At 65.8% G+C, this 24,129-nt stretch carries 25 protein-coding genes; 6 read left to right on the top strand and 19 right to left on the bottom strand.

The annotated features are described in order from the left end of the window. Window positions 1-30: 30 nt before the first annotated feature. The gene (locus E8M01_RS29420; protein WP_136963408.1) at window positions 31-972 is read right to left on the bottom strand and encodes a LysR family transcriptional regulator; all 942 of its coding nucleotides are present in this window, start codon (window positions 970-972) and stop codon (window positions 31-33) included. Window positions 973-1,068: 96 nt separating this feature from the next. Here E8M01_RS29420 and E8M01_RS29415 point away from each other — a divergent pair, with 96 nt between their 5' ends. From E8M01_RS29415 to E8M01_RS29395, 5 genes are all read left to right on the top strand, one after another. Further along, window positions 1,069-1,659: a DUF6506 family protein gene (locus tag E8M01_RS29415; RefSeq protein WP_215908821.1), complete on the top strand. Its 591-nt coding sequence runs from the start codon at window positions 1,069-1,071 to the stop codon at window positions 1,657-1,659. A 115-nt stretch (window positions 1,660-1,774) separates the two neighbouring features. Beyond that, the gene (locus tag E8M01_RS29410) at window positions 1,775-2,248 is read left to right on the top strand and encodes an SRPBCC family protein (RefSeq protein WP_136963406.1); all 474 of its coding nucleotides are present in this window, start codon (window positions 1,775-1,777) and stop codon (window positions 2,246-2,248) included. A gap of 280 nt (window positions 2,249-2,528) precedes the next feature. Next, window positions 2,529-3,521, top strand: coding sequence for an NADH-quinone oxidoreductase subunit NuoH (nuoH, locus tag E8M01_RS29405; protein WP_136963405.1), 993 nt, complete (start codon window positions 2,529-2,531; stop codon window positions 3,519-3,521). A 19-nt stretch (window positions 3,522-3,540) separates the two neighbouring features. Then, window positions 3,541-4,107, top strand: coding sequence for an NADH-quinone oxidoreductase subunit I (locus E8M01_RS29400; RefSeq protein ID WP_136963404.1), 567 nt, complete (start codon window positions 3,541-3,543; stop codon window positions 4,105-4,107). A 45-nt stretch (window positions 4,108-4,152) separates the two neighbouring features. Further along, the gene (locus E8M01_RS29395) at window positions 4,153-4,593 is read left to right on the top strand and encodes a CBS domain-containing protein (protein ID WP_136963403.1); all 441 of its coding nucleotides are present in this window, start codon (window positions 4,153-4,155) and stop codon (window positions 4,591-4,593) included. Between the two features lie 94 nt (window positions 4,594-4,687). On the opposite strand, the gene nuoG is transcribed toward E8M01_RS29395, so the two are convergent. From nuoG to E8M01_RS29315, 16 genes are all read right to left on the bottom strand, one after another. Then, window positions 4,688-7,285 carry an NADH-quinone oxidoreductase subunit NuoG gene (gene nuoG, locus E8M01_RS29390; RefSeq protein WP_136963402.1) on the bottom strand — a complete coding sequence of 866 codons (2,598 nt, stop codon included), beginning with the start codon at window positions 7,283-7,285 and terminating at the stop codon, window positions 4,688-4,690. Between the two features lie 33 nt (window positions 7,286-7,318). Next, window positions 7,319-8,584 carry an NADH-quinone oxidoreductase subunit NuoF gene (gene nuoF / locus E8M01_RS29385; protein WP_136963401.1) on the bottom strand — a complete coding sequence of 422 codons (1,266 nt, stop codon included), beginning with the start codon at window positions 8,582-8,584 and terminating at the stop codon, window positions 7,319-7,321. A gap of 4 nt (window positions 8,585-8,588) precedes the next feature. Continuing rightward, complete coding sequence (gene nuoE, locus E8M01_RS29380; RefSeq protein WP_136963400.1) at window positions 8,589-9,101, bottom strand: NADH-quinone oxidoreductase subunit NuoE; 513 nt, start codon at window positions 9,099-9,101, stop codon at window positions 8,589-8,591. 18 nt (window positions 9,102-9,119) lie between these two features. Continuing rightward, entirely contained in the window at window positions 9,120-10,334 is a 1,215-nt protein-coding gene (gene nuoD, locus E8M01_RS29375; protein WP_136963399.1) for an NADH dehydrogenase (quinone) subunit D, read from the bottom strand. A 30-nt stretch (window positions 10,335-10,364) separates the two neighbouring features. Continuing rightward, window positions 10,365-10,901, bottom strand: a complete 537-nt coding sequence (locus tag E8M01_RS29370) for an NADH-quinone oxidoreductase subunit C (protein ID WP_136964891.1) — start codon at window positions 10,899-10,901, stop codon at window positions 10,365-10,367. A 20-nt stretch (window positions 10,902-10,921) separates the two neighbouring features. Next, complete coding sequence (locus E8M01_RS29365) at window positions 10,922-11,425, bottom strand: NuoB/complex I 20 kDa subunit family protein (RefSeq protein ID WP_136963398.1); 504 nt, start codon at window positions 11,423-11,425, stop codon at window positions 10,922-10,924. After that, complete coding sequence (locus tag E8M01_RS29360; RefSeq protein WP_136963397.1) at window positions 11,413-11,778, bottom strand: NADH-quinone oxidoreductase subunit A; 366 nt, start codon at window positions 11,776-11,778, stop codon at window positions 11,413-11,415. Before E8M01_RS29360 ends, E8M01_RS29365 begins: the two co-directional genes overlap by 13 nt. A gap of 153 nt (window positions 11,779-11,931) precedes the next feature. Continuing rightward, window positions 11,932-13,371, bottom strand: a complete 1,440-nt coding sequence (locus E8M01_RS29355; RefSeq protein ID WP_136963396.1) for an NADH-quinone oxidoreductase subunit N — start codon at window positions 13,369-13,371, stop codon at window positions 11,932-11,934. After that, window positions 13,368-14,843 carry an NADH-quinone oxidoreductase subunit M gene (locus E8M01_RS29350; protein WP_136963395.1) on the bottom strand — a complete coding sequence of 492 codons (1,476 nt, stop codon included), beginning with the start codon at window positions 14,841-14,843 and terminating at the stop codon, window positions 13,368-13,370. Before E8M01_RS29350 ends, E8M01_RS29355 begins: the two co-directional genes overlap by 4 nt. Window positions 14,844-15,118: 275 nt before the next feature. Next, window positions 15,119-16,879, bottom strand: a complete 1,761-nt coding sequence (locus E8M01_RS29345) for a Na(+)/H(+) antiporter subunit D (RefSeq protein WP_136963394.1) — start codon at window positions 16,877-16,879, stop codon at window positions 15,119-15,121. Beyond that, complete coding sequence (locus E8M01_RS29340; RefSeq protein ID WP_136963393.1) at window positions 16,872-17,126, bottom strand: hypothetical protein; 255 nt, start codon at window positions 17,124-17,126, stop codon at window positions 16,872-16,874. The genes E8M01_RS29345 and E8M01_RS29340 overlap by 8 nt, the downstream gene beginning before the upstream one ends. Next, on the bottom strand, window positions 17,123-18,586 hold the full coding sequence (locus E8M01_RS29335; protein WP_136963392.1) for a monovalent cation/H+ antiporter subunit D family protein: 1,464 nt from the start codon (window positions 18,584-18,586) through the stop codon (window positions 17,123-17,125). The genes E8M01_RS29340 and E8M01_RS29335 overlap by 4 nt, the downstream gene beginning before the upstream one ends. Before the next feature lie 4 nt (window positions 18,587-18,590). After that, on the bottom strand, window positions 18,591-18,893 hold the full coding sequence (gene nuoK, locus E8M01_RS29330) for an NADH-quinone oxidoreductase subunit NuoK (RefSeq protein ID WP_136963391.1): 303 nt from the start codon (window positions 18,891-18,893) through the stop codon (window positions 18,591-18,593). Beyond that, window positions 18,893-19,393 carry an NADH-quinone oxidoreductase subunit J gene (locus E8M01_RS29325; protein WP_136963390.1) on the bottom strand — a complete coding sequence of 167 codons (501 nt, stop codon included), beginning with the start codon at window positions 19,391-19,393 and terminating at the stop codon, window positions 18,893-18,895. Before E8M01_RS29325 ends, nuoK begins: the two co-directional genes overlap by 1 nt. Before the next feature lie 290 nt (window positions 19,394-19,683). Then, window positions 19,684-20,469 (bottom strand): SDR family NAD(P)-dependent oxidoreductase, encoded by a 786-nt coding sequence (locus E8M01_RS29320; protein WP_136963389.1) that lies wholly within the window; start codon window positions 20,467-20,469, stop codon window positions 19,684-19,686. Between the two features lie 288 nt (window positions 20,470-20,757). After that, on the bottom strand, window positions 20,758-21,567 hold the full coding sequence (locus E8M01_RS29315) for an alpha/beta fold hydrolase (protein WP_136963388.1): 810 nt from the start codon (window positions 21,565-21,567) through the stop codon (window positions 20,758-20,760). 77 nt (window positions 21,568-21,644) lie between these two features. Here E8M01_RS29315 and E8M01_RS35355 point away from each other — a divergent pair, with 77 nt between their 5' ends. Further along, window positions 21,645-22,229 carry a CGNR zinc finger domain-containing protein gene (locus tag E8M01_RS35355; RefSeq protein ID WP_215908820.1) on the top strand — a complete coding sequence of 195 codons (585 nt, stop codon included), beginning with the start codon at window positions 21,645-21,647 and terminating at the stop codon, window positions 22,227-22,229. Window positions 22,230-22,318: 89 nt separating this feature from the next. Here E8M01_RS35355 and E8M01_RS29305 read toward each other — a convergent pair whose 3' ends face one another. Together E8M01_RS29305 and E8M01_RS29300 are read right to left on the bottom strand one after the other, a co-directional pair. Beyond that, window positions 22,319-23,074: an ABC transporter permease gene (locus E8M01_RS29305; protein WP_136963387.1), complete on the bottom strand. Its 756-nt coding sequence runs from the start codon at window positions 23,072-23,074 to the stop codon at window positions 22,319-22,321. A 12-nt stretch (window positions 23,075-23,086) separates the two neighbouring features. Further along, window positions 23,087-24,073, bottom strand: coding sequence for an ATP-binding cassette domain-containing protein (locus tag E8M01_RS29300; protein ID WP_136963386.1), 987 nt, complete (start codon window positions 24,071-24,073; stop codon window positions 23,087-23,089). Window positions 24,074-24,129 lie beyond the last annotated feature (56 nt).

Below are 24,129 nucleotides of genomic sequence, written 5' to 3'. Positions count from 1 at the left end.
TGCCAAACCTGAGACAGGGCAAACGGAAATTCAAGCCGGGCGCGACGGAGCGGGCCGCGTCCGGCGCCGGCCGAAATCATCCGAGAGCATGCGGCACAGGCCGGACGCCGCCGGCCCGAACGGCCGGTCGATGCGGCTGATGGCATAAAGCGTCAAGGGCGCGGGTTCGCCGGCCCGATGGGCGGCCAGCGCGACGCGCGCCAGCCGGCCGGCGCTGATATCGTCGGCGATGATCCAGAGCGGCAGGTTGCCCCAGCCGACCCCGGCGAGGATGAGCGCGTGTTTGGTGGCGAGATCGCCGACCCGATAGGTCTTTTGCGACAGCACCCCGAAATTCCGGCCCTGCGAGCGCGCCGACGGGTCGGATATGACGATCTGCAGGTGGCCGGAAAGGTCGACCGTCGTCCATGTCTCCCCCGCCTCTCGCCCGGCCAGCGGATGATCCGCGCGGCAGACAGCGATCATGCCGTCGATCTCGCCGATCACCTCGGAGGCGATATGGGCGTCCTGTTCGTCCGCGGCGGTCAGGCCGAGGTCGCAGCGGCCGTCCAGAACCATGGCCAGCGCCGAGGTCATCGGCGTGGTGTCCAGTTCCAGCCGCACGCTCGGAAATTGCAGGTGGAACCGGCTGACGACGCGGGCGACCTTGGGCAAGGACAGCAGCGGATCCAGCGCAACCCTGAGCCCGGCCTCGACGCCTTGATGAAAGCTGTTGGCGCGGGCGCGAAACGCATCGGCCCTGATCAGCAATGTCCTGGCCTCGGCCAGCAGTGTCGCGCCCGCTTCTGTCAGCACGGGGCGGTGCTGCGAACGATCGAACAACACCACCCGAAGCTCGGTTTCCAGATTGGCGATGGCGCTGCTCAGGCCGGATTGGGCCCGTCCCAGCGACCGGGCGGCCGCGCGAAACGACCCGCTATCGGCAATCGACACGAAGACGCGCAGTTGATCGAGCGTCAACGCATCCAACACGATCGCTTCTCCTGATCAATCTGATCGTTATTTGAGCAATTGCATGGATCATTGCGCCAACGCAATCTCGGCGCCGGAATGACCCTGGACGACGAGATGAACAGAGCGATCGTTTTTGAAGCCCCCGGCGCGAACCCCAAGCTGGACCGCATCGCGGGCAAAGGCGTGACCATCGTGCCGGTCGGTGATCTCACCACCCTGCCCGACGTGGCGGCTGGCCTGGCGCGCGACGGCATGGACCTGATCGAACTCTGCGGCGGCATATCGCCCCGCTGGCGACCGATCGTCAAGGCGGCCGCCGGCCCCCAGGTCCGGGTCAGCTCGGTGACCTTCGGCATCGAGTCGCTGGTCCCCGCCGCCCGGTTCAACCAGGCTTCCATCGACGGCCGCCCGCCGCGCGGAGCCTTCATCGTCATCCAGCCGGGCGCGGATCCGACCCAAGACCGGTTCATCCAGGCGTTTCCGCCGCAGCACACGACATTCGTTCCGGTGCCGGACGAGGCCGTGGCGGCGGCCATAGCGCGCGAACTGGTCGAGGATGGCGTCGGCTTGATCGAACTCTATGGCGGCTTCACCAGCGCGGGCGCGGCCGCGGTGATCGATGCCGTGGCCGGGCGCGCGCCGGTCGGCGTCGGCAGTTTCACGCTGGAAGCCACCTGCCCCGGGTCGATGATATCAGGCGGCTGAGCCCCATCACCGAAACTGTTCGTCGCGGCGGCGCGCCCTTCAGGGTGCACGCGCGCGCCAAACCCAATTCCCCCTTCGACCAAACGGGCCCGATCGCCCAAGCAGAGGACTTGCCATGACCGAACGATCCATCAATCACGCGAGCTTCGTCATCACCCGCCACTATCCGGCCGCGCCGGCGCAGGTGTTCCAGGCTTTCGCCGACACGGTCATCCGGCGGCGCTGGTTCATCGAAGGCGAAGGCTGGACGGTCGACGAATTCACCGCCGATTTCGCCGAAGGCGGCCGCGAGCGCAGCCGCTTCCGTTTCGGCGCGGATACGCCAATGAGCAATGACACGGTCTATCACGAGATCCTGCCGAACCAGCGGATCGTGTTCAGCTACGCGATGACGATCGGCGGCAAGCGCATTTCCGTCTCGCTGGCGACGATCGAGATCACCGCCGAGGGCACGGGCACGCGGCTCGTCTATACCGAGCAGGCTGCCTTCCTCGACGGCGCCGACCGGCCGGCCGATCGTGAGGCCGGCTCGCGCGAACTGCTGGAAGCGCTTGCGGCCGAACTCGGCCGTCAGCCGGCCGGCGCCTGAACCCGAAGCGATCCCGCCGCATGGCCGGCGCCGCGCGCCCCATCGTTCCTGGCGGGCAAGCGCGGCGCCGCCTCGAACGGTCGTTCCCACGCGCCCGCCTTGGAGCGACGCGACACGGACCATAGCCAGCGACGGTAAGATTGTGATATCATTGCACAAAGTGCGTCGCCGTTGGCGACGTGGCCGGTCCATGCAGCCTGAGGCTGCGCAGGAGGTGCGTGCATAGCCGGAGCCAGAGTGCGGTCGCGGGTCTCAACCCGTTGAACAAGTAGCCGCGGACATGGAACTTGTCGTCGCCCTTAGCCTGATCGTCGTCAAGGTCGCGCTTCTGATCGCGATCCTGCTGCTGATGCCCCTGCCGTTGACCTGGCTGGAGCGCAAGATCGCCGGGCACATCCAGCAGCGGATGGGACCGATGCGCGTGGGATGGCACGGGCTGCTGCAGCCTTTGGCCGACGGCATCAAGCTCCTGACCAAAGAGGACCAGATCCCGGCCGAGGCCGATCGCTTCTTGTTCAAACTGGCACCCATCCTGGCGCTCGCCCCGCCCTTCGTGGTGTTCGTCGCGATCCCCTTCGGCGAAACCGCCTCGGTCCTCGGTGCCGAGATCACGCTTTACGTCTCCAACATGAACGTGGCGCTGCTTTTCGTCTTCGCGGTCATCGGGATCGAGGTCTATGGGGTCATCTTCGGCGGCTGGGCCGCGAACAGCAAATACGCGGTCCTGGGCAGCCTCAGGACCTGCGCACAGATGATCAGCTACGAGATCCCGATGGGGTTCGCGGTCATCGGCGTGGTCATGCTGGCGCAATCCATGAGCCTGCTCGACATCGTGCGGGCGCAGGCCGATGTCTGGAACATCGTCTACCAGCCGGTCGGGTTCTTCGTGTTCTTCGTCGCAGGCCTCGCCGAGGCGCAGCGCATTCCTTTCGACCTGCCGGAAGCCGAAGGCGACCTGGGGGCCGGATTCCATACCGAATATAGCGGTATCCGCTTCGCGTTCTTCATGGTCAGCGAATACGCCATCATGCTGCTGGTGTCGGTCCTGGCAGTGATCCTGTTCTTCGGCGGCTGGAACGGCGTGCTGATCCCGTTGCCGCCGCTCCTCTGGTTCCTGCTCAAGGTCGCGTTCTTCATCTATGTGTTCATGTGGTTCCGCTTTACTTTCCCGCGCTACCGCTACGACCAGCTGATGGCGATCGGGTGGAAAGTCCTGCTGCCACTGTCACTGGCGAACATCCTTATTACTGGGGTTATTTTAGGGGCTGCATAGGCTCCGAAGCGAGGCGACGATGTCGCGCCATCAGGACACAATTGGAACCTGGATCGGCTGGGCGTTCTTCGCCGATCTGGCGGGCGCCCTGGCCCTGACCTTCGGCTACATGGTCTCCAGATCCGTGACCATGCAGTATCCGGACAAGGAAAAATGGCTGCCCTATCCGCGTTACCGCGGGCATCACTTCCTGAAGCGCGACGACGAGGGCGAGATCAAGTGCGTGGCCTGCGAACTGTGCGCGCGGATCTGTCCCTGCGACTGCATCGAGGTCGTCCCCTATGAGGACGAGAAGGGCAACCGGCGCCCGGCCAAATTCGAGATCGACATGGCCCGCTGCCTGTTCTGCGGGCTGTGCGAGGACGCCTGCCCTGCGGACGCCATCGCGCTTGGCCAACAGTATGAATTCTCGAGTTTTTCCTCGTCCGACCTGGTGATCGGGCGTGACGATCTGCTCGGCAAACCGGGCAAGGCGACGACCGGCGGCGGCGTGGTCGCCGCGCGCCTGAACACGGAAAAGGATGTGGTGGTCGAGACCAGCGAGCCCAAGGGATACGACTGGTGGCGGAACATCCGACGCATGTGAATGCGCGCCAGCTGTCGTGCCGGGGCGCGCGGAGAGGAGGCTCAGATGTTTGTCCGCGAAATCTTGGAGACCAAGACTGCCGGGGTCATCTCGGTCACGCCAGGTCAGACGATGGTGGAAGTCCTGCAGCTGTTCCGCGACAACAATATCGGCTTCGTGGTCGTCAGCCGTTCGCCCGGGAAATACCTGGGCACGCTGTCGGAGCGGGATTGTTGCAATGCGGTGGCCGAACACGGGGCCGAGGCGCCGAAGATGCGGGTCGCCGACATCATGAACCGCGGTGTGGCGACCTGTTCGACACAGGACAGGCTCCCCCTGGTGATGGCGATCATGACCAGGCGGCGCACGCGCCACGTCCTGGTCATGGATGGCAAGGCCCTTGTCGGCGTGGTCAGCATCGGCGACCTGGTCAAGCATCGGCTCGACGAATCCCTGCGCACCGAGCAGTTGCTGCACGATTACATCGCCGGAACCGCCTATCGTTGACGACACCGGCGCGGAGTGCCCCGGCGCGGCGTGCCGACGCAAGGTCAGCCCAGATGTCCCGACACCGGCTATGGGCGGCTGCCGGGGAATTTGGCTATGCTTGGACCAGATCCTCCGGCCCCTCTCCGGGGCCGGCGACAGTGGCGGTCTCGAAGGCCGCCTGCGCCTTTTGAACCTCCACCGGACAGGGGTATTCGCCCCGCCGCATCAGGCTGTTGAGACGCAGGGTTCGGTAGTTTTCGGGGATGAACACGAGGCCCCTGGGAAACCGCGTGTTGACCTTGAGCTGCGCCGTCAGTTCGCCCTGAGCGGATCGCACGACCACCTGATCGCGCTCCGAAAGGCCGAGCTGCGCGGCGTCCGGCGCGCTCATCTCGACATAGGGGTCATCTGCGACGGTATTCAGGATCTCCGAGCGTTCGGAAAGATATCCGTTGTGGAACAGGCAATTGCCAGTGACCAGCATGAGCCGCCCGGCGGCATCAGGGGCCGGCGGCGGCCCGAAGAACGCGCCGGCCGGTGGCGCCGGGGCCGCCTTGGTGAATGCGCCGTCGGTGCCGAGCCCGTCCTGCGTCAGCCCCTCGTAGGCCGCAACCAACAGGGCAATCTCGTCGAAGATTTCGCCTTGCGTCGACGGCCGCAGCGCCTGGTTGCGGAGCGCTGCGACGAAGTCGAAGATCACCAGATTGCCCCGCGCCTCGAAGGCGGGTTCGCGGAACTTGCGAACCTTCTGGGTCCGGCCCTCGTTGTTGGTGAACGTGCCGGATTCCTCGCCATAGCCCGCCGCGGGCAGGACGACATCGGCCAGGCCCACCGTGTCCGTGAGAAAGGTGTCCTGCACGATCAGGAGCTCGGCGGCACCAAGCGCCCGTTTCACGAAGCTCCGGTCGGGATAGGCCATCAGCGGGTCGCTCCCGACGATATAAAGCGCACCCATCCGCCCGCCGTCACAGAGCTCCAGCATGGCGTCAAGATCGGCGCCCGGTTCAGACGGGATCGTGGCGCCCCAGGCCCGTTCGAGAGTTGCGCGCGCCGCATCGTCGGCGACCGCGCGCAAGCCCGGCAGCGCCGCCGGCAGGACCCCCATGTCCCAGGCGCCCATCTGGTTGGCGCGGTCGAACAGGAACTGCATCGCCGGACCCTTGCCGAGCACGCGGAGAACCCGCAACAGGTTGCTGAGCTGCCGCAGCGTCGCGCACGCTTGGGGAGATCTCAGGAGGTCGACGCTGACCAGCACGGTGACGCTCCGGCCTTGCTCGAGCGCCGCGACCAGACGATCCGGCCCGTCACTGTCAGTGGTCGCCGCTGGTCCGCCTGATGTCGCGCCGATATCCTTGGAAATGTCGCCCGGCAAGGTCTGACCCGCCGCCGCCACCAGCCCGGCCACCACCGCGGCAAGGCTCGCCGCCTCACTGCCCGGCGGGACGCGAACGACCGCCCGGGCATCGGCGTCCAGGCGGGACGGCCGCGCCGAGAGCATGAGCAACCCGGTCTGCCGCCGCCGCGCGGCGTCCCGCAGCAGATATTCGGTGACCGGGTTTTCGTCGGTCACGTTGCCACCGACGACAAACACGCAGTCGTTGCCGATCACCTCCTCCAGCGGCGCGCGGGTATAGAAGCCCGCCAGCAACGGGCCGAGCGTATCCGACGGCGTGGACCAGCGCGACGCACAGTCGATATTGTTGGTCCGGAACACCGTCCGCATCAGCTTCTGGAACTGATAAAGCATCTCGTTGGGCAGGCGCGCCGAGGCCAGCCCGCCCGCAGCCTTGCTCTCGACGGCCGACAGCCGCCGGCGCAGATAATCTCCCGCTTCGTCCCAGGAAACCGGGACCAGGGCGCCATCGCGACGGATCATTGGCCGCTTGATCCGGTCCCGGCTGCCGACGAAGTCGAGGCCGAAGCGGCCTCGCACGCAAAGCGTTTCGCGGTTGACCCCGTGCTCCTCCTTCGAGCGGACCCGCATGAACTCGCCCTTGCGCGTGCCGACGGTCAGCTGGCAGCCGGTGCCGCAATGCGGGCAGACCGTATCGGTCTCGTTGAGATCCCAGGGCCGCGCCTTGTAGCGATAGGGGAAACTCATCAGCGCGCCGACCGGGCAGACCTCGACGCAATTGCCGCACTGGTCGCAACTCGCGAGACTGCCCTCGAAGCCGGTGACGGCGGTGTCCATGCCCTTTTCGACGGTGCCCAAGGCGACCGCGCCGACGACCTCCTCGCACATCCGGACGCAGCGCTGGCACTGGATGCAGCGGTTGACGTTCATGATGATGACCGGGCTGAGACGGATGTCCGCGGAGTGGAACACACGTTTGGCATCGCGGAACCGGCTTTCGCGGGGCCCGTAGGCCATCACCAGGTCCTGAAGCTCGCATTCGCCACCCTTGTCGCAGATCGGGCAGTCGAGGGGATGGTTGGCGAGCAGCATGTCGAGCATGGAAGACCGCGTTTCGTCGATCAGCGGCGTGTTCGCCCGCACCACCATGCCGTCGGTGACCGCGGTGGCGCAGGAGGGCTGCAACCGCCGCTGCCCCTCGATCTCCACCAGGCACATGCGGCAGGAGGCCAGCGCCGGCAGCCGCTTCAGATAGCAGAAGGTCGGGATATCGATGCCCAGACGCTCGGCAGCCTGCAGCACCGTCGAGCCCGCCTCCACTTCCAGCGTTTGTTCATTGATGGTGACCTTGACCATGGCGTCCTCGCGGCCCGCTCGCTTACGCGCTGCTCAGTGAAACGGGCACCTCCGCTCCTTGATATGGGCGACGAATTCATCCTCGAAATGCGCCAGCGCCGCCCGCAGCCCGACAGCCGCGCCGTCGCCCAGCGCGCAGAACGAGTTGCCGAAAATGCCCTTGCAGAGTGCCTCCAGCTGTTCCAGATCACCCGGCTCACCCTGCCCCGCCTCGACCCGGCGCAGCACTTTCACGGCCCAGTTCAGCCCTTCGCGGCACGGCGTGCATTTGCCGCAGGACTCGTGGTGGAAGAACTCGATGATCCGGGTGGCGACCTTGACCATGCAGGTCGAGTCGTCGATCACGATCACCCCGGCCGAGCCGAGCATCGAGCCGGCGGCGGCCAGCGAGTCGAAGTCCATGCCAACGTCCAGCCCGCGCTCCGGGATCAGTGGCGCCGAGACCCCGCCGGGGATCACCGCCTTGATCTTGCGCCCCGGCGGTGGCCCGCCGGCGCAGTCCTCGACCAGTTCGCGCAGCGGAATGCCCATCGGCAGCTCGTAAAGGCCGGGTTTCCGCACCTGTCCGCTGAGGCAATAGAGCTTCGGGCCGGGGCTCTTGTACGGGCCGATGCCGCGGAACCAGTCTGGCCCCCGCGCCACGATATGCGGCACGCAGGCCAGCGTCTCGACGTTGTTGATCACGGTCGGGCTGGCGTAGAGCCCTTCGACCGCCGGAAACGGCGGTTTCAGGCGCGGCTGCGCCCGCTTGCCCTGGAGCGAGTCGAGCATCGCCGTCTCTTCGCCGCAGATATAGGCGCCGGCGCCGCAATGGATGTGCACGACGAAACTGAAATCCGAGCCCAGGATCCGCGTTCCCAGATAACCCCTCGCCTGAGCCTCGGCGATCGCCTGCTCCAGCCGCCGGATCGCCAGCCCGTATTCCCCGCGGATGTAGAGATAGGCGGTTTCCGCCCCGATCGCGTAGGCGCTGATCGCCATGCCCTCGATCAGTTGGTGCGGGTCACGCTCCATGATGAACCGGTCCTTGAAGGTGCCCGGCTCGCTCTCATCGGCGTTGCAGCACAGGTATTTCGGCTTGCCGGCCCGCTTCGGCACGAAGCTCCATTTCATCCCGGTCGGGAATCCGGCCCCGCCGCGGCCGCGCAGGTTGGATTGCTTGACGAGATCGATGACCTCGTCGGGCGTGTGCTCGCGCAACGCCTTCCCCAGCGCCTGGTAGCCGCCGCCGGCTTCATAGGTCGTGAGCAGATGGCCATCCGGGACGTCGACGTTCCTGAGCAGGACCGGTTCGAACATGGCGTCACTCTCCTGGCGGCGCTGCGGCAGCGAGATCGGCGCCAGTCGCCTGCCTCGCCGTCGCGCGCAGCCTGTCCAAGAGGGCGTCGACCCGCGCGATGTCGAGGTCGCCGTGATAGTCGTCGCCAACCTGCATCACCGGGGCCATCTCGCAAGCGCCGAGGCATTCGACGGTCGAAAGCGTGAACAGCCCGTCCGGGGTCGTGCCGCCCTTCTTGATCCCCAGCACCGCCTCGAGATGCCTGAGCAGGTCCTCGGACCGGCGCAGCATGCAGGAGACGTTGTCGCAGAGTTCCAGGTGGAACCGACCCACCGGCTCGGTATGGAACAGGGTGTAGAAGGTCGCCAGCTCGTAGACCCAGATCCGCTCGACACCGAGGATGTCGGCGACCTCTTCCAACACCGGGCCGGGAAGATGGCCATGTTGCTTCTGCGCGATCACAAGCGCGGGCATGATCGCCGAGCGCTGGTCGGGATAGCGCGCCGCCGCCGCCTCGATTTTTTCGCGCATGGTCATCGCGTCCAAATCCCTCGGCTACTTGTCCACCTCGGCCATCACGGGGTCGAGGCTGCCGAGCACGGCGATCATGTCCGCCAGGTAGCGGGCATTGCTGACCCCGAACAGGGCCTGAAGATTGACGAACGACGGTGCTCGCACCTTCATGCGGAACGGTTTTGGCGACCCGTCGCTGATGATGTAGAACCCGAGCTCGCCCTTTGGCGCCTCGATCGCCGAGTAGACCTCGCCCTTCGGCACCTTGAAGCCATAGGCCGACAGGTCGAAATGCTGGATCAGGGCCTCCATCGAGCAGTGCACCCGGTCCTTGTCGACCGGGAAAGCGATTGTCGGCATGTCGATCTGGAATGGCCCCTCGGGCATCTGGTCGAGGCACTGTTCGATGATCCGGACGCTCTCGCGCATCTCCTCGACCCGGCATCGCCAGCGCGCGTAGCAATCGCCCTCATCGCGGGTAATGACGTTGAAAGCCAGCCGGTCGTAGATCTCGTAGGGCTCGTCGCGGCGGATGTCCCAATCGACGCCCGAGGCCCGCAGGTTCGGGCCACTCAGGCCAAGATCGATGCCGTCCTCGGCGGAGATCACGCCGATCCCCTGGGTGCGCTTCAGGAACACCCGGTTGTTGTCGACCAGCCGCTCATAGTCGCGGATGCGGTTCGGGAAGATCTCACAGAACTCCCTGATCTTGGGGAAGAACCCGTCCGGCAGGTCCTCGCGCACACCGCCGACCCGGCAGAAGGAGGTGTGCATGCGTGCCCCGCTGATCATCTCCAGCAGGTCCATGATCATTTCGCGCTCGCGCATGGCGTAAAGCAACGCGGTCATGGCGCCCAGGTCCATCGGCAGCGCGCCGGTGATCATCAGATGACCGGAGATCCGCGCCAGTTCGGCCATCAGCACGCGGATATATTGCGCCCGGATCGGCGCTTCGATGCCCAGGAGCTTCTCCACCGCCAGCGCGAAGGCCAGGTTGTTCGACGGCGGGCAGAGGTAGTCGAGCCGGTCGGTCAGCGGAAAAATCTGGGTGTAGGTGAAGCTCTCGGCCAGTTTTTCGGTGCCGCGGTGGAGGTAGCCGACATGCGGGTCGACGCGCGCGACATATTCGCCGTCCAGCTCAAGGACGAGCCGCAGCACCCCATGGGTGCTGGGATGCTGCGGGCCGAGGTTGAGAAGCACCTCCCGGGTGTCGGGCGCGTCGCCTTCCTGCCTGCTCAGCTCGGTAACCTCGGTCATCTCAAATCCCCGGCGTGGAAGGCCTCCCCCTTATGGAATGTCCCTGGTGGCGAGGTCGGGCTGCGTCGGCGGCGGGCCTTCGGCGCCAAACGGGTTCAGCTCGTCCTTGTAGCCCCGGAGCGGAAAATCCTTGCGCTGCGGGAAGCCCTCGAACCCTTCCCACATATAGATCCGGCGCAGGTCGGGGTGGCCCTCGAAGCTGATCCCGTACATGTCCCAGGCCTCGCGCTCATGCCAGTTGGCGGTGCGCCATACCCCGGTCACCGACGGGACCCGCGGCGGGTCGCCGAGGCGGCACTTGATCCGGACGCGCCATTTGTTCGGCAGCGAATAGAGGTGGTACACCGCCTCGTAGCGCGGCGCCTCGGGGTAATGATCGACGCCGCAGATGTCGGACAGGAAATTGAACCGCAGCGCCGGGTGCTCCTTCAGAAACCGGCAGAGCGCGACGATCATTTCAGGCGGCGCGGCGAAGGCATGGACGCCATGCGCGAAGCCGAGATCCTCGATGGCGCCGGCGAAGCGCTCGGCGATCAGCTTGCGGTTGAAGGGCGTCTCCACGCTCATCTCCACGCTCATCTCCACGCTCATGGCGCCGCCATCCGGTCCAGACGCGTGCCCGCCAGCGCGCGGGATTTCTTGATCTTCTCCTGGAGCAGCAGGAAGCCATGCATCAGCGCCTCGGGCCGCGGCGGGCAGCCGGGCACATGCACGTCCACCGGCACGAAGGTCTCCGCCCCCTGCACCACGGCATAGGTGTTGTAGACCCCGCCCGAGATCGCGCAGGTGCCCATTGCGATGACCCAGCGCGGCTCCGGCATCTGGTCATAGAGCCGACGCACGACGGGCGCGAATTTCCGCGTCACGGTGCCGGCGATGATCATCACGTCGGACTGGCGCGGTGACGGCCGAAACACCACGCCGAACCGGTCGAGATCGTAGCGCGCGCACCCCGCCGCGATCATCTCGATGGCGCAGCAGGCAATGCCGAAGGTCTCGGGCCACAACGCCGACCTTCGGCCCCAGTTGATCACGCTGTCGGCCGTGGTGAACAGCACGCTGTCTCGGATGATGTTGTCTACGCTTCCCATTCCAGCGCCCCCTTCAGCCAGGCATAGGCGAAGCCCACGAGCAGCAGCAGCATGAAGACGAACATCTCGACATAGCCGACCAGCCCGATCTCCTTCAGGACGACGGCCCAGGGAAACAGGAACATCGTCTCGACGTCGAAGACCACCAGCAGGATCGCGAGAATGAAGAACTGCACCCTGAAGCGTCCCCCGGCGGCCTCGCCCGCCGGGTCCATGCCGCATTCATAGGGGATGTTCTTCGCGGGATAGGGATTGGACGGGCGCAGCAGCGAGGAGACAAAGAGCGTCGCGGCCGCCACCAGAACAATTCCGGCAACCATGAAAAGAACCGGCAGGAATTCCATTCCAGTCATGTCGCATTGCCCCGATCACCACCGCGGGCTTTGCTCAGGCCGTAACCGCCCCTCTACGGGACCGGTGATGCAGGCCCCCGGGAACGACTTGGGCATTCCTTATCTTGCACTGCCAGAATATTCGGTCGGCCGGATCTTTGCAAATTCAATCGATCAGCCGCCAAACACGGAACCTTGAGCAAGCCTCAGAAACCACGCGGGAAATAGACCGATGCCGATGGTGCCGGCGGCGGTGACGGCGAGCGTGGCGCGGACCGAGGGTGTCAGCGCCGGGTCGAAGGCGCGCTCCGGTTCGCGCATGTAGATCACCATGACGATGCGGATGTAGAAGTAGGCGGCGACGGCGCTCAGCAGCACTGCGATCACCGCCAGCACGACGAAGCCCCGCTCGACGAGCGCAACCAGCACGTAGAACTTGGCGAAGAACCCGGCCGTCGGCGGAAGGCCAGCCAGCGAGAACAGATAGAGCAGCGTCAGAAGCGCCAAGCCGCGATGCGACCTGGCGAAACCGGCATAGTCGTTGATGACCTCGCCCGAAAAATCGCCGTTCCGCATCATGATGACGATGCCGAAGATGCCGAGATTCATGAACGTGTAGATCAGCAGGTAGAGCATCACGCTGGCGATCCCGTCCGCACCGCCGGCCACTACGCCGAACAGGGCGAACCCGGCATGGGCGATGCTGGAATAGGCCAGGAGGCGCTTGAAATTGTCCTGCACCAGGGCGACGAAACTGCCGAGCGCCATCGTCACCACCGCGATGACCGCGACGATGATCCAGGCGTCCGAGGCTGCGACCAGCGGATTGAGGAAGACCCGCAGGATCACCGCGAAGCCCGCCGCCTTGGGGGCCACCGACATGAAGGCGGTGATCGTCGTCGGGGCGCCTTCATAAGCGTCCGGCACCCACATATGGAACGGTACCGCGCCGACCTTGAAGACCAGCCCGGCGACGATGAAGACCACCGCCAGCAGCAACCCGGGATCGAGCGGATTGCCGGTCACCGCCGCAGCCATGCCGTCCAGCTGCGTCGTGCCGGTGAGCCCGTAGACCAGCGAGACGCCGTAGAGGAAAATCCCGGTCGAGACCGAGCCGAGGATGACGTATTTCAGCGCCGCTTCGTTCGACCGCCGCTGCTGCCGCAGGAAGCCGGTCAGCACATAGGTGCAGAGCACCGTCAGTTCGAGGCCGACATAGATCGACAGGAGGTCGGTCGCGGAGGCCATGATCATCATTCCGGACAGCGCGAAGAGCAGCAGGACATAGTATTCGCTGATCCCGATCTCTTCGATCTCGGCATATCTCGGCGAAAGCAGGAATGTCAGGACGGTGGCCAGGTAGAACACGGCCTTGAAGAAGACCGCGAAGCGGTCGGCGATGAACATGCCCGCATAGGCCGGCCGGACCTCGCCGGCCAGCATTGCTGTCGCCAAGGCCGCGATCAGCACGACCGCGATGGAAGCCCAGACCACGAAATGCCCCTGCCCCTTGCGTGCAACCTGTCCCAGGATCAGCAGGATGCAGGCCCCGGCGATCACCACGATCTCGGGCAGGCTCGCGAGGGCCGACTGGACAAGCGCGGTGGCGGTCATTGGCCGCCCCCCTTGCTGTGCACCTGCGTCAGCACATGCTTCACCGAGGCGTCGATGATGCCGAGAAAGGGTTTCGGATAGAGCCCGACCCAGAGCACCAGGACGGCGAGCGGCAGGATCGCCGCCAGTTCGCGGGCGTTCACGTCGCGGATCTTGAACCCTGCGCCAAGGCGGGCCGGACCGAGCGCGACTTTCCCGTACATGCCAAGCAGATAGGCCGCGCCCAGCAATGCCCCCACAACGGCGGCCGCGCCAACGGCCGGGTTGGCCGCAAACGCGCCCGACAGCACCAGCAACTCGCCGACGAACGAATTCGTTCCCGGCAGCGCCATCGACGACAGGGTGAACAGCGCAAGAAACGCCGTATAGACCGGCGCCGCCTGCATCAGCCCGCCATAGTCCGCGATGCTGCGGGTATGGGTCCGCTCGTAGATCAGGCCCACGAACAGGAACAGCGCGCCCGTCGTGACGCCATGGTTGAACATTTGCAGGATGGCGCCCTCCAGCCCGCGGAGGTTCAGCGCGAAAATCCCGAGCGTCACGAAGCCCATGTGGCTGATGCTGGAATAGGCGACCAGCTTCTTCAGGTCGTCCTGCGCCAGGGCCAGCAAGCCGCCATAGATGATAGCAAGCGCCGAAAGGACCAGCATCAACGGCGCATAATACACCGACGCCGCCGGCAGCATCGGCAGCGAGAACCGCAGGAAGCCGTAGGCGCCCATCTTCAGGAGCACGGCGGCGAGAATGATGCTGCCGGCGGTGGGCGCCTGCACATGGGCGTCCGGCAGCCAGGTATGGACCGGGACCATCGGCACCTTGACCGCAAAGGCGATCAGGAAGGCGAAGAACAGCCAGGACTGGACCTGAAACGGCAAGTCATGCGCCGTCAGGGCGAGGATGTCGAACGTCCTGCCGCCGTGGAAATAGAGCACGATGACGCCGACCAGGAACAGCAGGCTGCCCGCCAGCGTGTAGAGGAAGAACTTGAGCGCCGCATAGACCCGGCCGTCGCCGCCCCAGACCCCGATGATCATGTACATCGGGATCAGCATCGCCTCCCAGAAGACGTAGAACAGGAACAGGTCGAGCGCGCAGAACACCCCCAGCATCAGCGCCTGCATCACCAGCAGACTGACCATGAACTCCTTCACCTTGCGGTCGATCGCGACCCACGAGGCGAGCACGCAGATCCAGCCGAACAGCGCCGTCAGGAACACGAAGAGCGCGCTGATCCCGTCGATGCCGAGCGCGTAAGTGATGCCGAGCGCCGGCACCCAGGGGCGGGTCTCGGTGAACTGCATCGCGTGGGTCGTGGTGTCGAAACCGGCCAGCATCGCGATGCACAGCGCGAAGTCGAGGACGGTGACACCCAGCGCCGTCCACCGCACCGCATCGTCGTTGCGGAGAAACATCAGAACCCCGGCCCCGACGGCGGGCAGGAACACGATGAGGCTCAGCAGCGGAAAGCCCATCGCGCCTCCTAGGGTCCGGACTCAATGAGGATGGGGCTCACGACGCGAGGAATTTTGGCCGGATGGCAGGAGGCTTGCCGACGCAAGCCTCCCGGCTTGCTAGGCAAGACGACGCACCAGCCGACCAAAAGGACCGCGCCGCTTCGCGGTGAGGCGAAAATGGCCGATGGCTGTGTCGAAGCGCTTGCCCGATGGAAAACATCGGGCTGCGCACTTCTCCTTGCCCTCAACCATTTTGGCCTCATCGTGAACCCCATCCTTATTGAGTCCGGACCCTACCGCCACACCACGGCGAACACGGCGGTGGCCGCGATCACACCGGCGATCATCGCCAGCGCGTAATGGGTCACGACGCCGGTCTGGAGCCGCCGCAACACCCCGCCGCCGTTAAGGATCGCCCGGGCGACGCCGTTGACGACGGCGTCCACACCGTTGAGATCGATCCGCAAACCGGCCCGTGCCATCCGGTGCAGCAAGGGCAGCGCCACGGTCTCGGACACGTCGCTCACCGCCTTCTCGTAGCGCGCCAGCGGCTTTTCGGCGAACCACATGAAATGCCGCGCGCCCTTGCGGTAGAACCAGTCGGTGTCGATGCTGATCGTGTTCTCGGGATCGAGCGCCCTGAGGAACAGCACGAATCCCAAGGCGGTGAACATCAGCAGGCCGAGGCTCTCGGTGACATGGACGCCGGTATAGGGCTCGAAGTCGACCGGATGGGGCAGCAGCGCGTAAAGCGGCTGGGGGAACACCCCGATCGCGATGCAGAGGATCGCCGCGATGGCCATCGCAACCAGCATGTTGCGGGGCGGCTCCGGCGCCGCCAGCCCCTGGTCCTTGCCGAAGAACATGTAATACGGGAGCTTGAGCCCGGTGTGCAGGAACGTCCCCGACGACGCCATGGTCAGCGCCAGCACCACCCACGCGCGGTGATCCTGGCCGGCGGCGGCGACCACCATCGACTTGGTGACGAAGCCCGAGTAGAACGGAAATGCCGAGATCGCGAAGGCGCCGATCATGTAGAGCGCGACCGTCAGCGGCATGGTCCGGTAGAGCCCGCCGAGCTCGGTGAGCTTGCGACGCCCGGTGACGTAGATCACTGCGCCAGCCCCCATGAAGAGGAGCGCCTTGTAGAGGATATGGGCGAAGGCATGGCCGGTGGCCCCGTTCACCGCCAGCTCGGTTCCGATGCCGATGCCCGCCACCATGTAGCCCACCTGGCTGATGATGTGATAGGCGAGCAGCCGCCGGCAGTCGTTCTCCAGCACCGCATAGATGACGCCGTAAAGCGCCATCGCGGTGCCGAGCCAGACCAGAAGTTCGGTGCCCGGAAACGCCCGCGCCAGCACATAGACGGCAGTCTTGGTGGTGAAGGCGCTCATGAACACCGCCCCGGTGACGGTTGCCTCCGGATAGGCGTCGGTCAGCCAGGCGTTGAGCGGCGGCACCGCGGCGTTGAGCATGAACCCGGCCAGGATCAGGTAGGCGGCGACGCCCATGCCCCCCTCGATCGGGCCGAAGAGCAGCGAACCGGTGGTGAGCCCATGGAGCATGACACCGCCGAGCAGGACGACGCCGCCGCTGACATGGACCATCAGATAGCGGAAACCGGCGCGGATCGCCGGACCGCTGCGCTGGGCGAAGACCAGATAGGCGGAGGCAAACGCCATGCTTTCCCAGAACAGGAACAGGGTCAGGTAGTCGCCGGCGAAGACCACACCGAGGGCGCTGCCGACGTAGACGAAGGCCGCCACATGCTGGCCGGCGCGCCTCAGGTGCAGCGCGTAGATCATGCCGATCAGCGCCATGATGGTGAAAACGGCCGCGAAGACGACGCTCAGCTTGTCGACCTTGGCAATCAGGATGTCCTGACCGATGAACCGCGTCGCGCCGTAGCTGCCCGACTGCATCGTGAGCACGGCCAGGATCGCCAGCGCCGGAATCAGCAGCAGATAGGCCTTTCGGATCGATCCGTTCAGGAAGGGGATCGGCAGCGCACCCAGAATGAACAGCAGGGCGGGATGGACGAAGTCAGTCATAATAGTCCTCGCGCCGCATCAGCCCGGCCCGATGACCGAGGAACTTCGAAACGAAGATCAGCAGCACGCAGGAGCCGAAGCCGTAGACGGCCGACCAGCCCGGCAGGCGGTCCCACAGGTATTCGGCGTGTTCACGGGCGACCAGAAAGTCGGCGATGACGATCAGGCCGAGCGCCAGATAGAACAGCCGGCGGCGTTGCATCGCATGGGTCGCGTCACCAAAAAAAAAGACGACGCGCTTGATCATCTGACCACGCCTTCCGCCAGGGCGAGGAAATAGCCGGGGAAGATGCCCATCAGCACCGACAGGATGGCGGTCGCGACCAGCGGGATCGTCACCATCGGAATTTCACGAACCGTCTGAGGGCTGTCCGCCGCCTCCGTCCCGAAAAAGGCGACATAGCTGACCGGCAGGAAATAGGCGGCGTTGAGGACCGAACTCACCAGGAGCACGATCAGGAACGCGATCTCGCCCGCCTGCAGCGAGCCCAGCGCCAGATACCACTTGCTGACGAAGCCCGCGGTCGGCGGCGTCCCGATCATGCTGAGCGAGGCGACGAAGAACGCCCCCATCGTCCAGGGCAGCCTGCGGCCGATGCCGGCCATGTCGCTGATGTTTCGCTTGCCGGATGCGCAATAGATCGACCCGGCGCAGAAAAACAGCGTGATCTTGGAGAAGGCATGCGCTGCGATGTGGATGATCCCGCCGACCATCGCGACCGGCGACGACAGGACCGCACCCAGGACGATGTAGGAGAGCTGGCTGACCGTCGAATAGGCGAGCCTCGCCTTCAGGTCGTCCCGCGTCAGGGCGTAGACCGAGGCCATCAGGATCGTGAACGAGACCAGATAGGCTGTGGCAATGCCCAATCCCAGGCTGTCCATCAGCCCGATGCCGAAGACGTGGAACACCACCCGCAGCACGCAGAATACGCCCATCTTGACCACGGCCACCGCGTGCAAGAGCGCGCTGACCGGTGTCGGCGCCACCATCGCGGCGGGCAGCCAGGCGTGCATCGGCATGACCGCGGCCTTGGCGAAGCCGAAGAGATAGCAGAAATAGACGACCGTCAGCAGCGCCGCCGGGGCATCGACCCGTGCCAGCAGCCCCCCTGCCACGAAGTCGAGCGACCCGGCCATGTGGTAGGTCAGCGCCAGCGCGGCGAGCAGCACGCTTTTCGACGCGCCCATCAAATAGACGAGGTACTTGCGGCTGCCCGTCCATCCCTGTTCGTCCTCATGGTGATAGACGAGCGGATAGGTCACCAGGCTGAGCACTTCGTAGAAGATCACCAGCGTGAACAGATTGGCGGCGAAGGCGCCCCCGACGGCCGCCGCAAGGCTGGCGGCGAAACAGGCGAAGAACCGGGTCTGCGCGTGCTCGTTCAAATGCCGCATGTAGCCGATGGAATAGATCGCCGCCACGATCCATAAGAGCGACGAGACGGTGGCAAACACCATGCCGAGCGCATCGACCCGGAACGCGAAGTCGATCCCCGGCAGAATCTCGAACAGGCGCAAATCGACCGTCCCGCCCGCCAGCACCGTGGGCGCCATCGAGGCGATGATCGCGAACATGGCGAACGCCGCCAACGGCGAGACGACATCGCGGAGTTTCTCGCGGTGGTTCAGAAGGAGAACTGCAAGTGCCGCCAGACCTGCTACCGCGATGGCAAGCAGCGGCCGGATCGACATCACCGGTTCCAAGCCGCTATCCTTTCATCATGGTTACGTCGTCGACCTTGAGAGTGGATTTGTTCCTCACGAGGGCGACCAAGATGCCGAGTGCGACGGCAACCTCCGCCGCGGTGATTGCGATGACGAAGATCGCGAAGATCTGCCCGCGCAAGTCGCCGTAGTAATGCCCGAAAGCGATGAAGTTGATGTTGACCGAGTTGAGCAGCAGCTCCAGCGACATCAGCACGACCAGGATGTTGCGCCGAAGCAAAACGCCTGCCGCTCCGATCACGAACAGCACCACGCCCAGCACGATAGGCCACCAGAGCGGCACCATCACCTCGGCTCCTTCTGCGCCAGCACGATGGCGCCGACCACGGCCACCAGCAGGATGACGGAGGCGGCTTCAAATGGCAGGAGATAGTCGGTGAACAACGTCGTGCTGAGCTGCCTGATCTGATCGCCGGAGCGCATGGCGACGGGCTCCGTGACCGAAAAGCGGTCGCTCCAGAGCACCAGCACGAGCATCTCGACGCCAAGCAGGACGAGCAGCACCAGGGCCGGCAGGTTGCCGCCCGGCAAGAACCGTTGCAACACCGCTTCGCGCACGTCGATCATCATGATCACAAATACGAACAGGACCATGATCGCGCCGACATAGACGAAGATCTGGATGACCGCGAGCAACGGCGCCTCGAGCAGAACGAAGATTGCCGAGATCTGCAGGAAACACGCCATCAGCGCCAATGCGCTGTGCACCGGATTACGCGCCAGGACCACCGTCAGAGCCGCGATCACCGACGCCGCAGCGAACAGAAGAAAGAACCCCTGAGCCATCGACGCCCCTCCGACGCCAACTGTCACTCGGCGTGACACGGCCGGACTTGAGATCGCTGCGCACTTCAGTTGACGAATTGTGCCCTAGTCTTGGATTTTTCTCAAGATTATCTTAGCTTGGCGCCAGGTTGGCAGTCCGCCAGCGCCACGATCAAAGATCTTCTTCTTCACGATCCGGACGGGTTGCGGAGGACGCACCGCAGCGTGTGGCAGGACGTGCGCGAGGCCGAGACAGACGAAGCTCCGACCTCGGCGCCGGCTCGCCCAAATGACGTCTCCGGGGTTCGAGTTCAGATCGGCTTGCCGGCATAAGGCATCGAGGCGGTGAGGCCGCCATCGACGGGAATGGCCTGGCCGTTCACGTAAGAAGCCTCGTCGCTCACCAGGAACAGGCCCATGGCGGCGAGCTCATGGGGCTGGCCGGCCCGTTTCAGCGGATTGAGCTGGCCGATCTTGTCTTCGCTGCCGCGTTCCTTCGCGCCGTCGAAGATCGGCTTGGTCATGCCGGTCTCGATCAGGCCGGGGCAGATCGCATTGATGCGCACGCCGGTGCCGGAGAGCGAATAGGCTGTTGTCTGCACCAGGCTGATGACGCCGGCTTTGCTCGCCGCATAGGGATGGCCGCTGGCGCCGGATTTCAGGCCGGCGACCGAGGCCGTGCAGACGATGGCGCCGCGGCGTTGCCGGACCATATGCGGGATCGCATGTTTGACTGCCAGGAACGGCCCGATCAGGTTGATCCTGAGGATCTCCTGCCAGTGTTCCGGCGTCTGCTCGGCGAGCGGCACCAGGCCGCCACTGATACCGGCATTGGCCCAGATGGCATCGAGCCCGCCATAGGCCGAGACCGCCTTGGCGATGAAGGCGGCAACCTCCGGCTCGGAGCCGGCATCGGCGATCACCGCTTCCGCGGTGCCGCCGGCCTTGCGGACCTCCGCGACGGTGTCCTCGACCGCTTCGCTCCGATCCACCGCGATCAGCCTGGCGCCTTCGGCGGTAAACAGCAGCGCCGCCGCGCGGCCGATACCGCTGCCCGCGCCGGTGATGATGACTGACTTCCCCTCGAGACGGCGCATGGGATCTCCTTGTGCTCGTTCAGGCCGAGCTCTCCGCCGCCCGGCTTCGGCGCGACAAGCGGACCGACCCTCTTGTCCGCGGCATGTCTTGCCCATGGAGGCAGCCAGGCGGCGGGGCGTCAATCCGGCGTTTGACCAGGGCCATCACGGCCAGGCAGCGCGGCCAGGGCCGGCCGCATTGCGGACGTCATCACCTCTTCGTCCTCTGATGGCCCTGCACCACCGATCCGAGCCGGCGAATGCGACACTGGCGTGATCCGGCGCTTCGATCGTCCCGCCGGTCGCAAGTCACAGCCCCTTGAACAAGGCGGCGACGATGGCTTCCGGCGCGTCCTCCTGGACCAGATGCCCGGCATCGGGGACCCCGGTCAGCGCGCCGCCGGTCAGCTTCGACGCCAAGCGCTCGCCCTGAGCGATGGGAATCCAGCGGTCCTGTTCACCCCAGAGGATCTCGACCGGCCAATCCATCGGTCCGTAAGAGGGCTCGATGTCTTCGAGATAGCGGTCGTTCATCTGCGCGACCTGGCGATAGAAGGCCGGCCGGCCGGTCTCGCCCTGCCATGGCGCCATGTAGATCGCCATCGCCTCGTCGGTCAGCGGATCGCGGGCAGCCCCTTGAATATAGACCCGCAGCAAGGCGTCATGGGCATAGTCCGGCAGGCCGGCGAAGGCCTGCTCATGCGCGGCGACGTGGCGGAAGAACGGTGAACCGGACGGCGGCAGCGCCACGGGGTTCACCAGGGTCAGACGGTGATAACGGCAGGCGTGGAGGTAATGCGCCCGCAGCGCGGTCATGCCGCCGAAATCATGCGCCAGGATCTCAGGGGTTTCGAGGCCCCATTCGCGCAACAAGGCGGCGAAGAGCACGGTCTGGACGGCCGGCGAAACGTCCTGGCCATCGCCCTGCTCCGATTGTCCGTAGCCCAGGAGATCGAAGACGAAGACGCGCCGCCGGCTCGCCGCCAGCGGCGCGATCCGACGCCATACCTGCGCGGAAAACGGCGTGCCATGGATCATGACGAGCGGCGGCCCGTCGCCCATGCTGCCCCAGGCGACGCTTTGGCCGCGGAACCTGAAACGGCGGTCGAGTGTCAGCATTGCTCGGCCCCTGTATAACCGTTAATATCAATATAATGGTTATACCCGCATCGGGTTGCTGGCAATCGGAGAACGGCGTGACGCATTGGCGGACAGACGATCTCGTCGGCGGCGACGTGATCCTCGATTTCGTGAACACGGTCGGCGACACCGGCAAGAGCCGGGAGATGGAACGGCTGGCGTCCTGGCCGGACGCCGTCGGCTGGGCCGGCTTCGTCGGTCTCATCGACCCGGCCGAGGCTGGGGGCTTGCGTGCCGCCGGGGACGGGACCGCGGCGCTGGCCGGCTTGAGGGCCTTGCGCGAGACCGTCTATGCGGTCTTGAGCGCCCGGGCGGCGGGAGTGGACCCGGATGACGGCTCGCTCAAGGCCGTGGAAGCCGCCATTCGGGAGACCCTGGCGGTGTCGCGCCTGTCGAGCGACGGCGGCACGGCGGTCTGGCGGCTGATGCCGGCGCCTTGCGACCCCGACCTCATACGTCACCGCCTGGCGTTGCGGCTGCTGCACCTGCTGGGCGGGCCGGAACTGCCGCGCCTGCGCGAATGCACGCGCTGTCCCTGGCTGTTTCTCGACCATGGCCGGGGTCGCGGCCGGAGTTGGTGCCGCATGTCGACCTGCGGCAACCGGGCCAAGGCCGAACGCTACAGGGCATCGCGGGTCTAGCGCGGCGGCCTCGAGCACCGCCATCCGCGTTGACCGGGGCCTGACGCCTTCGGCGGCCGACTGCCGGGGGCTGTCCTTGGCGGCCGAAGCTACAGCGAGGCCTTCCTGATCTGGCTGACCCCGACCGCCAGCCCGACCACGGCCACACCGGCGGCGACCAGCGCGCCGTGGAGCACCGCCGGCGTCATCACCTCGCCCATGAACAGCGCCCGCTCGGCCTCGACCAGATAGGTCAGCGGGTTGAAGCGGCTGGCGAGATAGAGCCATTGCGGTGCGGTGCTCATCGGCAAGAGCACGCCGCCGAGCAGCATCATCGGCAGGGCGACCGAGTGGCTGACCAGATAGAACAGGCTGCCATTATCCTTGCTGGCCATGGCCAGGGCATAGGACAGCGATGCCACCCCGACGCCAAACACCATCAGAAGGACGAGACCCATGATCATGGGCGGCACATGGAGCACGAGGCCGAACGGCGCCGCAACCCCGATCAGGACCACCGCCTGCACCACGAGCGGGGTGAGCTCCTTCAGCGACCGCCCGACCATGATGCCGGGCCGACTCATCGGGGTGGCCAGGAACCGCTCGAAACTGCCGCGCATCAGTTCTTCGGTCAGCGCCCAGCCGCAGGACACGGTGCTGAACAGCACCAGCATGACCACCATGCCGGGCACGAACCATTGCAGGGGGCTGGCGCCGTCCGGGCCGGGCACGTCGCCCAGCAGCGGCACGAACAGCCCGAGATAAAGCAGCGGCTGCGCCAGGCCGAAGACGATGTAGTACCAGCTCCGCAAGGTCGGGCCGATCTCGCGGCGGAACGAGATGGACGTATCGGTGATGAAGGACATGGGACTTCTCGCTCACGAGGATCGGGAGACGGCCATCCCGGCACCGACGGCGGCCTCCCTCAGGGAGCGGCCGGTGAGGCCGAGGAACACGTCGTCCAGCGTCGGCCGGTCCACCCGGGCGCTGGCCGTTTCGATGCCGGACTGGTGGAGGCGACGGAGGAATTCCGGCAGCGCCGCCTCCCCGTCCCGCAGCGTCACGGCCACGGCGCGGCCGTTGACCTGGGCGTCGCGCATTGCCGGCAGGGTCCGGGCGATCGCCGTGGCGGCGGCGGTCTGATCCTCGCGCAGCAGGCTGACATGCAGGGTGTCGCCGGCGAGGTCGGCTTTGAGGCGGGCCGGCGTGTCGTCGGCGATCATCACGCCCTTGTCGATCACCATGACCCGCTCGGCCATGGTGTCGGCCTCCTCCAGGTAGTGGGTCGTCAGGAAGATCGTCATCCCCGACTGCTTGCGGATGCGGCTGATGTGCTCCCACAGATTGGCCCGCGAATGCGGGTCCAGCCCGGTCGACGGCTCGTCCAGGAACAGGATTGGCGGCGTGTGCATCAGCCCGAGCGCCACATCGAGCCGGCGCTTCTGCCCGCCCGAGAGCGACGCGCAGTTCCGGTCGGCAAGCCCGTCCAGCTCGAGCATGCCGATGAGCTCGTCTGCGCGTGCCCTGGCCGCGGCGGAGGTCATGCGCTGGGCCCGCCCCTGCGTCACCAGTTCGTCGCGCACCCGATGATAGGGGCCCGAACCCGTGCCCTGGCCGACATAACCGATCTTGAGGCGCACGCCCGCGGGGTCCGACGCCACGTCATGTCCGCCGACAGTGGCACTGCCCGCGGTCAGCGGCAGCAGCGTCGTCAGCATCCGCACCGCGGTGGATTTGCCCGCGCCGTTGGGTCCGAGAAAGGCCACCAGCTCGCCTTCCGCCACGTCCAGGCCGAGGCCGCGCACCGCCTCCACCAGCCCGGACTTCGTCTTGAAATTGCGGGTCAGGGCCCGGGCGTGGATCATGGCCTATCTCCTTCTTCGTCCTTTGCGTACAAGGGAAAAGCCTGGATCACGGGGAC

It is taken from the genome of Phreatobacter stygius (genome assembly GCF_005144885.1).
GTDB lineage: Bacteria > Pseudomonadota > Alphaproteobacteria > Rhizobiales > Phreatobacteraceae > Phreatobacter > Phreatobacter stygius.
This window is presented reverse-complemented; position numbering and strand designations above follow the sequence as displayed.

Bases quoted from the DNA above. Each gene is read 5' to 3' on its own strand.
- E8M01_RS29415 (WP_215908821.1), top strand. From the start codon at position 1,069: ATGAACAGAGCGATCGTTTTTGAAGCCCCCGGCGCGAACCCCAAGCTG.
- E8M01_RS29410 (WP_136963406.1), top strand. From the start codon at position 1,775: ATGACCGAACGATCCATCAATCACGCGAGCTTCGTCATCACCCGCCAC.
- nuoH (WP_136963405.1), top strand. From the start codon at position 2,529: ATGGAACTTGTCGTCGCCCTTAGCCTGATCGTCGTCAAGGTCGCGCTT.
- E8M01_RS29400 (WP_136963404.1), top strand. From the start codon at position 3,541: ATGTCGCGCCATCAGGACACAATTGGAACCTGGATCGGCTGGGCGTTC.
- E8M01_RS29395 (WP_136963403.1), top strand. From the start codon at position 4,153: ATGTTTGTCCGCGAAATCTTGGAGACCAAGACTGCCGGGGTCATCTCG.
- nuoG (WP_136963402.1), bottom strand. From the start codon at position 7,285: ATGGTCAAGGTCACCATCAATGAACAAACGCTGGAAGTGGAGGCGGGC.
- nuoF (WP_136963401.1), bottom strand. From the start codon at position 8,584: ATGTTCGAACCGGTCCTGCTCAGGAACGTCGACGTCCCGGATGGCCAT.
- nuoE (WP_136963400.1), bottom strand. From the start codon at position 9,101: ATGACCATGCGCGAAAAAATCGAGGCGGCGGCGGCGCGCTATCCCGAC.
- nuoD (WP_136963399.1), bottom strand. From the start codon at position 10,334: ATGACCGAGGTTACCGAGCTGAGCAGGCAGGAAGGCGACGCGCCCGAC.
- E8M01_RS29370 (WP_136964891.1), bottom strand. From the start codon at position 10,901: ATGAGCGTGGAGACGCCCTTCAACCGCAAGCTGATCGCCGAGCGCTTC.
- E8M01_RS29365 (WP_136963398.1), bottom strand. From the start codon at position 11,425: ATGGGAAGCGTAGACAACATCATCCGAGACAGCGTGCTGTTCACCACG.
- E8M01_RS29360 (WP_136963397.1), bottom strand. From the start codon at position 11,778: ATGACTGGAATGGAATTCCTGCCGGTTCTTTTCATGGTTGCCGGAATT.
- E8M01_RS29355 (WP_136963396.1), bottom strand. From the start codon at position 13,371: ATGACCGCCACCGCGCTTGTCCAGTCGGCCCTCGCGAGCCTGCCCGAG.
- E8M01_RS29350 (WP_136963395.1), bottom strand. From the start codon at position 14,843: ATGGGCTTTCCGCTGCTGAGCCTCATCGTGTTCCTGCCCGCCGTCGGG.
- E8M01_RS29345 (WP_136963394.1), bottom strand. From the start codon at position 16,879: ATGACTGACTTCGTCCATCCCGCCCTGCTGTTCATTCTGGGTGCGCTG.
- E8M01_RS29340 (WP_136963393.1), bottom strand. From the start codon at position 17,126: ATGATCAAGCGCGTCGTCTTTTTTTTTGGTGACGCGACCCATGCGATG.
- nuoK (WP_136963391.1), bottom strand. From the start codon at position 18,893: ATGGTGCCGCTCTGGTGGCCTATCGTGCTGGGCGTGGTGCTGTTCGTG.
- E8M01_RS29325 (WP_136963390.1), bottom strand. From the start codon at position 19,393: ATGGCTCAGGGGTTCTTTCTTCTGTTCGCTGCGGCGTCGGTGATCGCG.
- E8M01_RS29320 (WP_136963389.1), bottom strand. From the start codon at position 20,469: ATGCGCCGTCTCGAGGGGAAGTCAGTCATCATCACCGGCGCGGGCAGC.
- E8M01_RS29315 (WP_136963388.1), bottom strand. From the start codon at position 21,567: ATGCTGACACTCGACCGCCGTTTCAGGTTCCGCGGCCAAAGCGTCGCC.
- E8M01_RS29305 (WP_136963387.1), bottom strand. From the start codon at position 23,074: ATGTCCTTCATCACCGATACGTCCATCTCGTTCCGCCGCGAGATCGGC.
- E8M01_RS29300 (WP_136963386.1), bottom strand. From the start codon at position 24,073: ATGATCCACGCCCGGGCCCTGACCCGCAATTTCAAGACGAAGTCCGGG.